This window comes from Ralstonia mannitolilytica (assembly GCF_000954135.1).
GTDB classification, from domain to species: Bacteria; Pseudomonadota; Gammaproteobacteria; order Burkholderiales; family Burkholderiaceae; genus Ralstonia; species Ralstonia mannitolilytica.
Genome location: NZ_CP010799.1, coordinates 2,669,133 through 2,683,662, shown reverse-complemented (window position 1 = coordinate 2,683,662; position 14,530 = coordinate 2,669,133). Strand labels below are relative to the sequence as shown.

The 14,530-nt window shown below is 61.9% G+C and carries 17 protein-coding genes; 14 read left to right on the top strand and 3 right to left on the bottom strand.

Translation table 11 applies throughout. The features are described 5' to 3' along the window. Positions 1–232 precede the first annotated feature (232 nt). Positions 233–1,252 (top strand): site-specific integrase, encoded by a 1,020-nt coding sequence (locus tag TK49_RS12715; RefSeq protein ID WP_045787023.1) that lies wholly within the window; start codon positions 233–235, stop codon positions 1,250–1,252. Between the two features lie 14 nt (positions 1,253–1,266). Here the strand turns inward: TK49_RS12715 and TK49_RS12710 are convergent, their stop codons facing one another. The 3 genes from TK49_RS12710 to TK49_RS24190 all read right to left on the bottom strand — a co-directional run bounded on the left by TK49_RS12710 (position 1,267) and on the right by TK49_RS24190 (position 3,011). Further along, positions 1,267–1,737: a hypothetical protein gene (locus TK49_RS12710; RefSeq protein ID WP_197742978.1), complete on the bottom strand. Its 471-nt coding sequence runs from the start codon at positions 1,735–1,737 to the stop codon at positions 1,267–1,269. 191 nt (positions 1,738–1,928) lie between these two features. After that, positions 1,929–2,453, bottom strand: coding sequence for a hypothetical protein (locus TK49_RS12705; RefSeq protein ID WP_045787022.1), 525 nt, complete (start codon positions 2,451–2,453; stop codon positions 1,929–1,931). Between the two features lie 81 nt (positions 2,454–2,534). After that, positions 2,535–3,011 (bottom strand): DUF4145 domain-containing protein, encoded by a 477-nt coding sequence (locus TK49_RS24190; RefSeq protein ID WP_240479878.1) that lies wholly within the window; start codon positions 3,009–3,011, stop codon positions 2,535–2,537. Positions 3,012–3,586: 575 nt separating this feature from the next. Between TK49_RS24190 and TK49_RS12695 the strand changes: the two genes are divergently transcribed. The 13 genes from TK49_RS12695 to TK49_RS12640 all read left to right on the top strand — a co-directional run bounded on the left by TK49_RS12695 (position 3,587) and on the right by TK49_RS12640 (position 14,358). Continuing rightward, positions 3,587–3,802: a recombinase family protein gene (locus tag TK49_RS12695; RefSeq protein ID WP_045787021.1), complete on the top strand. Its 216-nt coding sequence runs from the start codon at positions 3,587–3,589 to the stop codon at positions 3,800–3,802. A 52-nt stretch (positions 3,803–3,854) separates the two neighbouring features. Further along, the gene (gene tnpA, locus TK49_RS12690) at positions 3,855–4,226 is read left to right on the top strand and encodes an IS66-like element accessory protein TnpA (RefSeq protein ID WP_004633552.1); all 372 of its coding nucleotides are present in this window, start codon (positions 3,855–3,857) and stop codon (positions 4,224–4,226) included. Further along, positions 4,214–4,558 (top strand): IS66 family insertion sequence element accessory protein TnpB, encoded by a 345-nt coding sequence (gene tnpB / locus TK49_RS12685; RefSeq protein ID WP_146049720.1) that lies wholly within the window; start codon positions 4,214–4,216, stop codon positions 4,556–4,558. Before tnpA ends, tnpB begins: the two co-directional genes overlap by 13 nt. Before the next feature lie 62 nt (positions 4,559–4,620). Continuing rightward, a complete protein-coding gene (gene tnpC / locus TK49_RS12680; RefSeq protein WP_009238807.1) occupies positions 4,621–6,150 on the top strand; it encodes an IS66 family transposase in 1,530 nt (509 codons plus the stop codon). A 36-nt stretch (positions 6,151–6,186) separates the two neighbouring features. Beyond that, on the top strand, positions 6,187–6,663 hold the full coding sequence (locus tag TK49_RS12675; protein WP_240479877.1) for a recombinase family protein: 477 nt from the start codon (positions 6,187–6,189) through the stop codon (positions 6,661–6,663). Between the two features lie 463 nt (positions 6,664–7,126). After that, positions 7,127–8,110, top strand: a complete 984-nt coding sequence (locus tag TK49_RS12670; RefSeq protein ID WP_045787020.1) for a hypothetical protein — start codon at positions 7,127–7,129, stop codon at positions 8,108–8,110. A 530-nt stretch (positions 8,111–8,640) separates the two neighbouring features. Beyond that, entirely contained in the window at positions 8,641–8,871 is a 231-nt protein-coding gene (locus TK49_RS24560; protein WP_157773999.1) for a hypothetical protein, read from the top strand. Positions 8,872–8,996: 125 nt separating this feature from the next. Continuing rightward, the gene (locus TK49_RS12665) at positions 8,997–9,515 is read left to right on the top strand and encodes a hypothetical protein (RefSeq protein WP_045787019.1); all 519 of its coding nucleotides are present in this window, start codon (positions 8,997–8,999) and stop codon (positions 9,513–9,515) included. Continuing rightward, entirely contained in the window at positions 9,515–10,042 is a 528-nt protein-coding gene (locus TK49_RS12660) for a hypothetical protein (protein ID WP_045787018.1), read from the top strand. Before TK49_RS12665 ends, TK49_RS12660 begins: the two co-directional genes overlap by 1 nt. A gap of 142 nt (positions 10,043–10,184) precedes the next feature. Then, positions 10,185–10,508 carry a hypothetical protein gene (locus tag TK49_RS12655; protein ID WP_045787017.1) on the top strand — a complete coding sequence of 108 codons (324 nt, stop codon included), beginning with the start codon at positions 10,185–10,187 and terminating at the stop codon, positions 10,506–10,508. Positions 10,509–10,515: 7 nt separating this feature from the next. Beyond that, positions 10,516–10,926 (top strand): hypothetical protein, encoded by a 411-nt coding sequence (locus TK49_RS12650; RefSeq protein ID WP_045787016.1) that lies wholly within the window; start codon positions 10,516–10,518, stop codon positions 10,924–10,926. A 441-nt stretch (positions 10,927–11,367) separates the two neighbouring features. Further along, the gene (locus TK49_RS12645) at positions 11,368–11,841 is read left to right on the top strand and encodes a hypothetical protein (RefSeq protein ID WP_045787015.1); all 474 of its coding nucleotides are present in this window, start codon (positions 11,368–11,370) and stop codon (positions 11,839–11,841) included. A gap of 120 nt (positions 11,842–11,961) precedes the next feature. Then, a complete protein-coding gene (locus TK49_RS12640; protein ID WP_157773998.1) occupies positions 11,962–14,358 on the top strand; it encodes a hypothetical protein in 2,397 nt (798 codons plus the stop codon). The last annotated feature ends 172 nt before the right edge of the window (positions 14,359–14,530 follow it).

Sequence of the window (14,530 nt, the reverse complement as noted above, 5' to 3'; positions counted from 1 at the left end):
TTACAACACAGTTACACGGCGAAAGTCCCGAAATCGAGTTGCCTCGAGTTTCTGTGTAACTCATTGATTTTCTTGGCCTGCCCAGAGGGATTCGAACCCCCGACCGTCGGCTTAGAAGGGCCTCAGCGTCTGGTCGCCGCGCCTTTGCTGGCGCGGCTTCTATCCAACTGAGCGGCGTTTTGGTGCAATTTTGGTGCAGTGAGGACACAGCATCGGTCTACCGAGACCGAGCATGGCAACGTTCACAAAGCGCGATGGCGCATGGCGGGCACAAGTCCGAAAAAAGGGGCATCCGCTCCTGAGCAGGACCTTCACTACGAAAGCCGCTGCCGAACGATGGACGCGGAGCGTGGAGGCAGGGATAGAGCAGGGCGTGCACCTGCCGAACAAGCAGGCCGAGGGCACCATCCTGGCCGATCTGTTGGACCGCTATCTCGCGGAAGTCTCCCCGAAGAAGCGCAGCGGGAACAGTGATAAGAGCCGAGTGGCGGCGGTCAAGAAGCGCCTCGGCGCGTACAAGCTCGCAGCTCTGACACCCCAGCTCTTGGCCGAGTACCGTGACGAGAAGCTACGCACGCTGAACCCGCAGACCGTCATCCATCACCTCGCCCTCATCAACCGTGCCCTGACTCTGGCAACGCGGGAGTGGGGCATTGTGCTGCCCGGTGGTGTGCCCAAGGTTGTGAAGCCGAAGCTGCCGCCAGGGCGCGACCGGCGAGTGCAGCAGGGCGAGCTGGATGCCATTGTTGCGGCCACGGAGTCCGCCGTCCTGGCCGACCTGATTCCGTTCGCTGTCGAGACGGGCATGCGCCGTGGCGAGATACTGGCCTTGGACTGGGAGTACATCGACTTCGAGCGGCGGACGGCCTACCTACCTAAGACCAAGACGGACACACCGAGGACGGTCCCGCTGTCCAGCAAGGCTCTTGCCATCCTCCAGACGCGTCAGGAGGCCGGTGAGGGCGCCCCGTTCGCCATGCAGGAGGATGCGGTAACGACGGCCTTCATGCGTGCTGTGCGGCGCGGTAGGCGCGTCTATGAGGCTGCATGTATGGCGGAGGGCAAACCGCCCTCGGCCCGCTGGCTTGTCGGCATCCGCCTGCACGACCTACGCCACGAGGCAACTAGCCGGTTTTTTGAGAAGGGCCTGAACGTCATGGAGGTGACAACGATCACAGGCCACAAGACGATGGAGATGTTAAAGCGCTACACCCATTTGCGGGCGCACGATGTGGCGTTGAAACTCGGGTAAGAGCTGCGAGGGCATTATGCGAGCAGCGAACTGAGGAAGGGGAACTCCTGGCAACACAGGTCGTCAATCTTCTTTCTCAGTACGTCATCCCCACTATTGTGTTCGCCAAGGCAGAGGTAGTAGTTTTGCCCCTCATGCTGAGCGTAGATGATCCACTCGCCGGTGAGTTCGGCGGCATGGGAGCGACGCATGTAGTTCTCGACGACGGCGTCGTGAACAATGGCCGCCACGTCTTCTTTGGACAGATACCGCTCCTCGTTCGCTTCTTGCGCCTCCCGCACTCGTTGCTCGAAGAGTGGTAACCCATGTCGCTGCAGGGCGAGCCGCAAGTTACGCGCCATCGAGTGAAGTCCATCTTGCAGGTAGTGCTTATGCCATAGCCCTTGCAGAGGCGGGTGCTTGAATGGTGTAGCCGGTTTCGTTCCTACCGTTTGCGTCCCTGCTTCGAGATTCCGAATCTCGTGAACGACCTTGGCGGGGTTCATTCGGCGTTTCACTATCGTCTCCGCATACAACTCTATTAGGAGCAGAGTGCTATAGCGACGTGGGGCAGCTGCGTCGAGTCCAATGGCATGACCGAACCCCTGTATCTCCGCAGTCTTATCTTCCCCATTTACGCAGAGTTTTGTGTATCGAGTCGCAGGTGTATTGGATGGCGTGCTGCCATCTTCCGGTTTCATTTGGCTGCTGTGCTGGCGGCTGAGAAAGCTTCCCGAATGTGTTTGGGTATTACGCCTCTTGTGGATGGTAAGTTGACAGCCAGCACTCCGATGATTGCCTGTAGCCGGTTAGCCAGTGTGTGCAATTCCTCCAAGTCGAATGATTCCGAACGGATGTCACCGCCGACGCGTTGCTTGGTGATGTCGCTGATCGATGGTACGCCCGCTACCCCAACGCCCCATTGCCAATGCACGAACTTGTTGCGCTGCTGCGTGAGTCGGTCGAACTCCTTAAGCGCGTCTTGAACCCGCTGGTCAGCCTCGGCGTCATCAGAAGGGAAGTGCTCGATGAATGCCTTTATGATCTTCGGCATGTCGGCGACTTTGACGCGGCCATGTTCTTGGATGATGCGTAACCGGTCTGCGTCGATGGCGCTGTAGTCCATGAAAGCCGTATACACCAGCGCCTCGCAGTGGGCGTGCGTCGTTACCACTTCACCAAGGGCGCGTAGCCGGGCTTCGTATTCGTCAACGTGGTTCATGGGTAAGGCTTCATCTCGGTGGGTGGTGGCACGGCGAGACGGCGTGAGTAGGAGGCCACCCTAGCCGGCGGAACAATCAATCTAGCTGGGAGGGTTGTCCTCAATTTCCCTGTCTTCGTCCGGAACGCGGCCCTTGCTCCGGAGTAGCGCAAGCACGGATTCTCGGTCATCGTAGAAGTCTTCCAAGATGCGCTGGGCGTATTGCCGCGCTGCCTCCACATCAGCTTCGGGTATTTCCCGCCATTTCTCATGTAATACGTCGTTGCCTAGCACTCGAATTTCATCGTGGGCTTTTCGTTGGCGGGATGCTGTAATTGCACCGTCTGCCGCCGCTGCGTCTATTTGTTGCTCAAGGTTCGTCCCACGCTTCTCCTTGTAGCCATTGGCTCGCAATGTTTTGTCCAGCACCGAGCGAAACATCCCGGCGGCAGCGCGATAACATCCAGATGCAAGGCAGCGCTCTCCCTCCCGAAACTCCTTGGTAATGCCCGTAGGTACGTCCGGCGGCAGATTTAAGCTTCCCTTTGATTCAGGGTAGAAGTCCATGAGCACCGGCATCTGCACGCTGCCTCTCTGTTCAACGTGGGCGGCAATCGCGCCCGCACCGCACCCGAGGCATCTCAGTAACCGGTAAGTTTCGACCAAGGTGGGACTGACCTGTCGTCTAAGTAAGCCAATCTGATGGCCGTCAGGGGTTGCATCTACGAACATCGAAAGGGCGCCGTCGCAGGTTGTGCAACGTGCCCTGATGTTTCCTGTGTTGGTATCTAGATCGGCCATGTATGGAGTCAGTAGCAGAGGTCGGTCTTGCTCATAGATGATGCCGTAGCGTACACCTTCATGTGACGAGGCGGCGTCGTCCCGAACCAAAATCTGAATGGCATTTTCGCGGGGCCAGCGCCGCCCGTGCCGCAGCCAATGTCCCCGATGGCCCCTCCCCATGAATTGCAGCGGACGCGCCAGGAGGTGTCCTGGCTCGACGCAACGCACGAACAGCCACCGAGAGGCGGCCCGATGCCGGGAGCGATTGCAGCCCCTCTGGCCGCGTCCTGCCGCATCCCGCGCTTGACACACGGCACGCCATCGCCCAATCTGTACACACATTAAATGAACATCTTTTCATGTGAACAGACATGGCAAACGGCAAGTTCGTCACGTACTACCGCGTATCAACGCAGAAGCAAGGGCAGTCCGGGCTTGGTATCGAAGCGCAGCAGCAACTTGTGCAGGCGTACCTGAACGGCGGGGAGTGGACAGTCTTAGGCGAGTTCACGGAGGTGGAGACCGGCAAGGGCGCGGACGCGCTGGCGAAGCGGCCTAAGTGTAAGCACCCGGTGAACCCGTCTTGAAGGGGACCCGCGTAGCAAGGAGCATCGTGTCCATCTAGTTCTAGGTGGACACGTGGACACTATCGAAGAGAGCGCGCCAATACGGCGCCGACGTCGGCATAGCGCCGAGTTCAAGGCCAAGGCAGTGCAGGAGTGCATGCAGCCGGGTGTTTCGATCGCGGCGATAGCCCTGCACCATCGCCTCAATGCGAATCTGCTGCGGCGCTGGGTCGCCGAGCAGGAAGCAAAGAATGGCGCGCCTGAGGACCGCGAGTTGATGAGGGTGCCGCAAGGCGAGTTCATCCCGTTGCGGATCGGCGAGCCGACCACTGCCGTGCCGGACATCCAGATCGAAGTCCGCCGTGGCGCGACGACGATCAGTCTTCGCTGGCCGGGATCGGCCGCAGCGCAGTGCGCCCAGTGGCTGCAAGGGTGGTTGCGTTGATTCGGGTGGACGCGATCTGGTTGGCCGTGGAGCCGCTGGACATGCGCGCCGGTACCGAAACGATCCTCGCGCGGGTCGTCAAGGTGTTCGGCGCGGCACGCCCCCACCACGCCTACCTGTTTGCCAATAAGAGTTCGACGCGCATGAAGGTGCTGGTCTACGACGGCTTCGGCATCTGGCTGGCCGCGCGGCGCCTCAACAAGGGGCGCTTCATCTGGACGAACGGCGACCAGGCGATCGCCACGGCGCTCAATCCCGAGCAATTGCGTGCGCTGGTGACGGGGCTGCCTTGGCAGACGCTCACCCACGACCACGCGATCACGGTCGTGTAATACCCCCAAAGCCGTAAACTGGCTTCCTTCCAGAGGACTTGGGGTTCTGGCAGACTCGCCGCATGAACCTACCCACCAACCTCGATGCCCTGAGCCCGGACGAACTGCGCACACTGGCTGCGCAGTTGATGGCCCAGGTCGGCGAGAAGGACCGGGAGTTGCGGTACCGGCAAGCCAAGATCGACCAGCTCACACACGAGCTGGCCATCCACAAGCGCTGGAAGTTCGGCAAGCGCAGCGAGCAACTGACATCTGAACAGGCGAGTCTGCTGGACGAAGCCATTGACGCAGACCTCGAGGCGATTGAGACCGAACTGGAAGCGCTCCTGCCGTCGTCCAAATCTGAAGCCAAGAGCAAGCCCAAGCGCCAGGCATTGCCGCCGCAGTTGCCGCGCACCGACATCCACCACGAGCCGGACGCAGAGACCTGCACCTGTGGGTGTGCGCTCAAGCGCATTGGCGAAGACATCAGCGAGAAGCTGGACTACACGCCGGGCACGTTCACCGTGGAGCGTCACATCCGCGGCAAATGGGTGTGCGATCAGTGTGAGACGCTGGTGCAGACGCCGGTGCCACCCCACGTCATCGACAAAGGCATCCCGACGGCCGGACTGCTGGCACATACGCTGGTGTCCAAGTTCGGCGACCACCTTCCCCTGTATCGGCAGGAGCGCATCTATGCGCGCGCCGGTCTGGCCATCCCGCAATCGACACTGGGCGCGTGGGTGGGCATCTGTGGCGTGCGTCTGCAACCGCTGGTGGACGCCCTGCAAGAAGAGGTTCTGAGCCACGGTGTTCTGCACGCCGACGAAACGCCAGTGCAGATGCTCGCGCCCGGCAATGGCAAGACGCACCGCGCCTACCTGTGGGCCTATGCGCCGAGCGAGTTCGAGAAGATGCGCGCGGTGATTTACCAGTTTGCGCCCAGCCGCAGCGGCGAGCACGCTCGCGCGTTCCTGGGGCAGTGGCAAGGCAAGCTGGTATGTGATGACTTCGCCGGCTACAAGGCCAGCTTCGACGGTGGCGTCACTGAGATCGGTTGCATGGCCCATTCGCGGCGCAAGTTCTTTGAACTGCACGACAAGCACAAGAGCGAATTGGCGGGCCAGGCACTGCGCTACATGGTGAGCTTGTACGAGATCGAGGCGCAAGTGCGGGATGCTGAGCCAGACCAGCGCCTGGCAGCGCGGCAACAAAGGGCTGGCCCGATTCTAGAGCGGCTGCACGCCTGGCTCGAGGAACAGCGACGCCGCGTCCCAGACGGCTCGGCGATCGCGCGGGCCATTGACTACAGCCTCAAGCGGTGGCCGGCTCTCGTGCGTTACCTCGACGACCCGACGGTGCCCATCGACAACAACCACGTCGAGCGACAGATCCGGCCGGTTGCCCTGGGTCGCTCCAATTGGTTGTTTGCAGGCTCACTGCGCGCCGGTCAACGCGCGGCTGCCGTCATGAGCCTGATCCAATCGGCCAAGCTCAACGGGCACGATCCCTACGCCTATCTGAAAGACGTCCTCACGCGACTGCCGACCCACAAGGCGGCCGACATCGCCGAACTGCTCCCGCATCGCTGGACGCCCAGCGCCACCTAGCTGGCAAGACGGGTTCACCGGGTGCTTACGCCTAAGTTGGCCGAGGCGCTGGCCCTGTGCAAGAAGCACGGCGCTACGCTGGTGATTGCCAAGCTGGACCGACTGGCTCGGAACGTCCACTTCATTTCTGGTCTGCTGGAGAGTGGTGTGGACTTTGTGGCAGCGGACATGCCGCAGGCCAACAAGGTCATGATCCAGATGCACGCCGTCATGTCCGAATGGGAGCGGGACCAGATCAGCGCCCGGACAAAGGCAGCGCTGGCAGCCGCTAAGGGTCGTGGCGTGAAGCTCGGGGTGGCTGGACCCGCCAATCTCAAACCGAACGTCGAAGAGCGCCAGCAACAGGCAGACGCATTTGCCGAGAAGCTGCGGGGCGTGCTGGACGGTATGCGGGCTAGAGGCCTGACGAGGCGGGCGATGGTCGATGAACTGAACGGCCTAGGCATCAAATCCGCTACGGGCGGGGCGTGGCATTTAACGCAGCTACAGCGCACGCTGGCACGACTGGCGTAACCGGTTTCTGCTTACACTAATGAGGGCCGCTTCGGAGCAATCCGGGCGGCCCTTTTCTTTTGCGCCTGTGTCCCCTGCCTTTTCGTGTCCCCCAAAGACACACAGCGCTGTGCGTGTGTCGTCAGACCTAAAGCGTGGCGTGGCTTCGGGCCGAATTGTAGGCAGTTTAATTTGTGTCCCCCATGAGACGGAGAGCAGCCGTAGCTCCTCGCTGAGTTCTCGCTGGCCTCGTTGCCGAAGTCGCAACCGTGGCCGGGCGGGCTCTGGAGGAGTTCGCATCCACGCCTACTACCCGTAGGGTTCAGTACAGGTTTCAACGGCTGCCCTCATGTGTCCGGCGCAGCCAAGGCGACCCTCATTGGGAGGGGCGTCACCCACCAATAGCCCAAGTGCGTACTCGGTACGCGCCGTTTCGGGGAACTTCTCTATAGGTACTACGTACCTTATTGGACTGGAGCAATTCATGTACAGCAATCTACAAGCCGACATCAACGCGGCGTCGGCGCAGGAGGAGGCTCGTGCCAAGAAAATCGCCGCTCTCGGAAAGCTGGTGCAGACCGGCCAGATTGCCATAGACCACCTGTCGGAGCGTAATCGCGAGGCCGTAGAGAAGTACCTTGCAGGCAGTCGCACCACGCCAGCACGGTTCTACGCCAAGCAGGACGCCGAGAAGGCGCAGTACTTCCGGGAGCTACGTGCACAAGGCGTCGAGTTCCACCGCATCTCGCAGAACGACCACGACTTCATCTTCGACAGCATCCTGAACACCGTGCACGCAGGGACGAAGCCCGCAGTAAAACCAATGCTCCGGGAGTACGGCCAGCGACAGGGGTATGCGCCTGAATGGGCGGAGAGAGTTGCCACGCGGACATCCCCCAAGCGAATGCGCCGTTCACTTAAAGCCAAACAGAACCATCCCGTAATCCGCGACCTGAAGGACGGCCACATGTTCACGCAGACACACCAATCGGCATTGCAGACGTCCACTTACAGCGGACTGGCCGCGTTGCTGTTCTCCGGTTCTCAGTCCACGCGCGAAAAGCGAGCGATGCAAGCGCGCATGGATGCATTGGAAACACGACTCGCCGCAGCTGAAGCGGAGGCAGCCCGAGCGAACGCCCGCCTCGACACCAAGGACGCTGGCCTTGACTGGAAGGAGGCGGCACGGGCCATTCTGGCGGCAGAGCCGGGTATCTCAAAGCGAGCGCTTGCGCGCCGGTTGGGCGTTCACGAAAGCACCGTTCGGAAGTATCTAGCGGAGATTTTTGGCAGCGATAGCACTCAATCCACCATAGGGCCGCGCAAGCGGCCTTTGTCACATCTGGAGCACAAGAAACATCATGACCAATACCACGACAGCGTATGCCTAGGCCCGGCCAGAGGTACGGCCCCAAGCACGACTCCCGGTTCACCGTGCATCACCGGCAGCCCCGTGGCGGCAAGCTGACTCGTGAGCAGCTACGCCTCTGCCGAACCGACCCCGCTTATGAGGCTGCACTACGACCCCGAGTGTCTGATCCCGCCCGCTGGACTGCATTTCTGTCCGGTCGATCCCAGTACCACGGCAGAGCCTGTAGCAGATGCGGCTCACACCTGCGTCGTGTTCGTGACAGCTCCTGCTACGCGTGCATGTTGGCGACAAACAGCAGCGACTGGGAGAAGCTGCGAGCCGGTATCGCACCACCCGCACAGCGTTCGATAGCGGGTTGGGCAGACCTCCGCGAGCGCCGACGTAGGGAAGCGTCCGGCGAGTACCTGGAGCATACCTTCGGACCGTTTGTGGCTCGCAGATACCCCACGGGGAGATTGTCTGTCCAAGCCGACTCTCTCCACATCAATCAGCCCAACTGGGCAAGCGTTCCGCGCACGCGGGTCATCCAACTATGCGGAGTGTTCCCCGACCTGCGCGATGTACTTGCGTGGGCGGGCTGGCCCGTGCCGGGATGAATTCCAAACGTCCCACATCTAGGAGCAACTATGAGCAACACCAGCGCCCGCTTCGGCCACCCGCTGGAGCACAACCAAGCCGAGCGTGATTACTTCACGAACTCAGTTGTCCACTGCGGCACATCCGCTGCGGCCGCATACCGCCGCGCAGTCGAAGCCCTGACAGGCGGGTTACCAACCTGGGCCCAGCGAAAGCCTGCGGGCCGCCCGCGAAAGGCTGTAGCCCGCAAGTACGGCGTCGATCCGATGTCGGTCCGATGAGCGGACGTCAAAAGGGACGCACGCCGTGACCGGTGCGTGAGCGTCCATCACCCCGGGCCATCGCCAACCGGCAAGCCATCAAGCGGCTATGCAATGTCGTACTTATCTAACAGGAGAAAGCAACCATGACGAGCAAAATCACCAAGCCCACAGTGAAATCCACCAAGACGTACCGCAGCCCCGAAGCAATCGAGGGCCACATTGCTCAACTTGGAGCGCGCATCAACGAGTTACGTCCGATGGCCGAACAGTTCGCAAAGATGGCGGCCGCCGCTGACGCCATGCAGCAGGCGCTCCAACAGGTGGAAGAGCTGCGCGCCGAACTTGATGAGTCCAAGGCACACCTCCTGCGCACGCAGGCGAATGCTCTACGAGTTCTCAGCGTCCACAAGGCGGACAACAAGCATGAGGGGATTATTGTCTGCACCGTGGTGGAAATCGAGCAGGACCAGTATTCGCAGGACTATGGCCGCTCGGTCCCGGTGCGGCGCACGGTACCACTGCATAGCCTGAACGCTGCCGAGCAGTTGGCAGTGTTGGAATCGCAGAAGCTGCCTCCGTACATCTTGAAGCTCGCCGATACGCCCACCGAGGCGCTAGCGAAGTGGCAAGCAGCGTACCGTCGCGGCTACCTCACCGACTGATGGAGCAGCAAGCCCGGAAACTCATCGCGCTAGAGGCACAGGAGCCCCTTGCACGCCGCGCCGATGGCATGTGGTCGATCTGGCTTGATGCGGTCAAACGCATGCCAGCCGAGCAGAAACAGGCCGAGCTGGACATCCTTTTCCAGCGGTGGGCCGACATGTCCGCAAAGGAGCCGCCGTACCTGCCAGCTCAGGCCGATTGGGACGCCTTGTTTTGCATGATGCGCCCGCTGGCTGACTGGTGGCACCGTGCCGACCGGGAGCGCTTTGAGAACTGGAGGCAGGCGTTGCACGCAGAGCCTGGGGAACAGGTGGCGAAGGTGTGGGCAGCCGAGATTGCTGCGGTTGAAGTAGGGAGAAGCGCCGCCAAGCCGCAGCGCTCGCTCTCAGTGTTCGACATTCACTGCAACGAATACGGCGAGTTCCGCAAGCAGTTCCCGATGCCGCCCGCGCTGGCGGCGCTTGGCAGGTGGAAGAGTCCGCCGTCCTACCTAGCGATTAGCCGCGATCTCTGGAACGCCCGATAGAGGCTGCTGCGCACTTCAAGGCGCGGGCACTACGCAAAGGTCACCCATCCAACTCAATCGCTCCACGGGCCTCTCATTGCCCCACGAGCACACGCTGTGCGCCACTGGCGTGCAGCTCTACACCAACCCACAAGGAGCCAACATGGAAATCGAACAAACCTCCGGCTACAAGGAATTCCAACAACAGACGCAGCGAGAGCTGGCCCGGAACCACGCGCTGACAACGGCACCCGATTACGTCTCGCTGTCGCAGTACCGGCAGTCTCAGGCCATCCTGAACGCCGCTGGCGTCGGCGGCATTGACCCGCATGGAAGTCTGTCGCCGGACGCAGCTCAACAGGTGGCAATCATCAACGAACGCCGCTTCGGGTCGGCACAGCGTGGCGGCGGCTACACAACGGTGACTGACGAGCAGTACCCGCCGGGACATCCGCTGCGCACGCGTCGTGTGTCATACACGTATTGAGGTGAGCATGAGTGCTACGACCATCGCGTGGACGGAACGTGCCGTGACGGACCTGGGATCGAACACGATGCATCAAAACTGCATCCAATCCAGCCAGCAAGTCCGCGACCTCCTCACAGGGACAGTGCCCAAAAACAAGGGGCTGGATGTGCCGACCAATAGCGTGCTGCGGGCGCTTGCAACAGAGCAGGCAGGGCCATTCATGCTGCTGGCAAGGCTGTACCCGGCGTGGGAGCGTGGGTACACGGCTGCCGACATACGCGAGGCGGGCCGCCGCTGGCCGGATGTCTACCCTCCGCGTGTCGTTGCATTGGCGGAGGCGTTTGAGGCTACGGACCCTGCTGTTGCAGTAGCCGACGTGCTTGCACGCCCGTTGCTCCCGGAGGAGTTGCAGATGCTGATGCGCGGGATGCGCTGACTCTGCTGGAGGCAGTCTCATCCGTGGGATCGTGGCGGGTATACAACGCCAGCCCTTCGCCATGCGTTCGGCACAGCAGTTGACACTTCGGGCGCGCAAAGCGCAGGACACTTGGAGCGACTGTGGACGTTCGAGAATCGCGGGACAAATCAAGCCCTTTCTGCGTGCTTGTCGACCTGTACGCACGTCACTAGACTGCGCGCCGTTGCGTAGACAAACGCGACCGGGCTTGGCCGCTCGACTACCAGAGGCGCAACTCCGCCGTCGCGGCGGTATCATCTGCGCGCTGCTTTCGCACGCCCCTTCAATGGCGGGCCGAGGCGGGGACACCTTCGGGTGTGCCGGTTCCTGGTAGCCGGTCGGCCAACCCCACCTTCGGTCCGCCGCCCGTATCTTGGCCGATGCATGGCGGACCTCCACCCACTACCAGGAGGCCGCACCATGCGCCACGCCGTCGCTCGTCATTCCCAAACCACCCACCAATCCGGCTACCCCAAGTGCGAGGTAAAGGCTGCATACAACCTCGGCAAGTTCGCCGCGACGTACTGGCCCGCTGCCCGTAAGGCGCTGCCCGCTGGAGCGACCGTCGGTGACTACCGCATCAAGTGCGAAGTCGATCTGCTGGCGACCTTCTCGCCCGAAGGGCATGGCCTTCTGGACCCGTTTCTCGATGGGTTCAACGACGAAGTTGCCCGCCGGGCCATGCGTCGCATGCCCGGATTCGAGGATGCCCGCGAGGTGTTGGCCGCAGAGGCTCACATGTACGAGCAACAGCACCTCGAAGCCGATGCTGCGCACGAAGCTGCGTGGCAGGCCATCGCGCACTTGCGTGAGGCCGACGTGCAAGCGCATGCGCGGTGCGTTGGCGCAAACAGAGCCGTGATGGCTTTTGACGCGCTAGTTACCTCGCCATAAGCGATAGGCGCACGGGGCAGCCTGTCAGCCGTGCGGCCTCATCAACAGTGACTCCACAAGAGTCGAGCATCCACGCCATTAGGCGCGATGGCACCACATTCAAAAATTAAGGAGTAACACATGGCAGGATCAATGGGGCCGAACTCGTTCGCACTGAACCCGGACGGCAGCGTTGTCGTCCAGAACCCGGTCAACAACACGTCGGGCGTCCAGACGACGCTCACGGGCGGCCCGAGCAGCGCGACACCCAACGCACCGGGCGCGCGCATCGCGCCAACCGACTGGAACGGCGTCATGTCGTCCAGCTTTCAAACGCTGGACGCGATCAACAAGCTCGCGGGCAACGTACTCAAACCGTACGTCGAGGCCGAGGAGAAGAAGGCTTACTTCGAGGGCGCGGCCCGTGTGGCGCAGGGCCAGTCCCTCCAGCAGATCGAGAACGATCAGCCGTGGTTCACCAAAATCTTCGGCCCATCCGCCACCGTACGCGGGGCGCAGGCGATGGCTGCAACGACAGCACTGACGCAGGCGGAATCGCAGACGCTGGAGGACATGCAGGACTTGAAGCAGAAGTCGCCTGACGAGTTCCGCTCGTACCTCGTCTCGCAGGCGGCGAGCATCAAGGCCACGGGCGACCCGCTGGTGGACGCCACGGTGCAGGCAAAGCTGGCCGAGCAGTGGGGGCCGCTGATGAAAACCCACATGCGCGAGCACATCGCGTGGCAACAGGCCGACATGCTGGAGAAGCAGGTCAACCTGAACGTTTCGCAAGCCGCCGCGCTGGCGAGCAAGCGGAAGGCGAACTCGACAGGTTGGTCGGACGAGGACCGCGCGATGGCGTACCGGGATGCCGTCATCGCAGCACAGCCCGCAGCCGGTCAGCCCAAGCAGTCCTGGAGCAAGGGCATGGTGCGCTCGCTCAAGGGCGCGCTGAACGGTGGTTACTTCGACTACTACAACGCGATCAAGGCGTCACCGCTCTGGAACGAGATTGACGCCGACGCACGCGAGGCGTTGGAGGCAGCCGTCCCGCAGTACGTGATGAAGGACGCCCGGAACAACCCGGCCATTACCAACATCACGAACGACCTGGGCGCGCTGGAGTTCAACCTCACCCACGGGGCCAGCGGCATCACGCGCCCCGAGGAGCTGCACTCGGTGATCGACGAGTACAACGCCCGCCACCGTAAGGAGACGGGTAGCGAGGAACCGCTCATCAACAACACCAAGCGCGCACAGATGCTCAAGGAGTGGATGACGGGGCAGCTCCACGCGCAGACGCAGGGGCTCGCGCTGGCGAAGAAGGAGGACAACTTCCGGCTGTCGGGCGACCTTGCGCGCACCGCGTTCATGACGGGTAACGCATCGAGCATCAAGGGTCTGGAGCTGGACTCGAAAGCCGTGAACGACGCGATGAACGCTGAGTTCGACGCAGCCGTCGGCTCGAACGACCCCGCCGCCATCCAGCGCTACTTCGACCGCGCCGCCCAGGTATCGCACGACGAGAAGCTGCGCAGCTCCAAGCTGCAAGAGCTGATGCGCGTCCAAATCCCTGCCCTCACCAGTGGCAACGGTCCGCTCACCGAGCAGCAGATTACAGCCTTGAACTACGCGAAGGGTCTGTACAAGACCCTGAACGGGCCACAGGCCGTGGCCGACTACGTGGGCGCGGACAACGCAGGCAAGGTTATCCAGCTCATCAACAGTGGCGTCGATACCAACGACGTGCAGGCACTGAACGCGCAGCGGCAGGTCATCGCCCACACGCAGTACAAGCAGGCCAGCACCGCCGACCGCACGGCCATGCAGGATGTCATCAACAAGGCGGACCCAGGGACACTGCGTGCCATCATGCCGTTCATCGGCGGTAAGGGCGCATTGACGGGGTGGGAACTGACGCCCGAGGTGAAGAAGAACTTGGCCGACGAGTACGCCAGCGAGGCGGCACAGTTCGCCCGGTCGTACAACTTGCCGATGGAGCAGGCTGCCCAAATCGTTCTGAACAAACGGCTTGCCAATGCGGACTTGGTGCCCGGCGCTATCATCCAGGCCAACAACACCGTGCAGGGCGACGTGTCCCTGAACTCGGCGGTAGCCCGCGTGCTGCGCTCTAAGGCAGCCGCGAGCCAGTCCACGACGGTTTATCAAGCCGCGCTGCGGGAGATGATCCGCGACAAGATGACCACCATCGTCAAGGCCAAGAGCGATCCGGCCAAGATCGCCGAGACGGAGAGCAGGGGCGGCATCGTGGTGGACTTCGACCCCTACGATTGGGAGGTCCGCTCCGGCGCGCAGCTTGGTGACGGACAGCTAGCGTTGTTCGTTTGGCCCAAGGATGACGACCTCAAGGTTCGTTGGGGTGCTCCCACGATGATCCGTATTGGTGCAGGCAGCGACGAGAACGACAAGGACGGATTGGCTTGGTACATCAACAAGCACACGGCACGGGAAAGCGAAGTGGCCCGGCCCGCTCTAATCAAGTCCCTGAGGGACCAGTTCGGCTTGCAGTTCCAGTAGGCCGCTGCCCGATCTCGGCCCGTAGAAATGTGCCCCGCTTCGGCGGGGCATTTTCATGTCGATCTGCGATGCTTGATGAAGCTGAGCGGTGGCTAAATGCACTACCATTCACGCAGTTGTGCGCGAACACTGCGATTGAGCAGGGGCGGATTTCGTCTACTAGGGGGGGCGT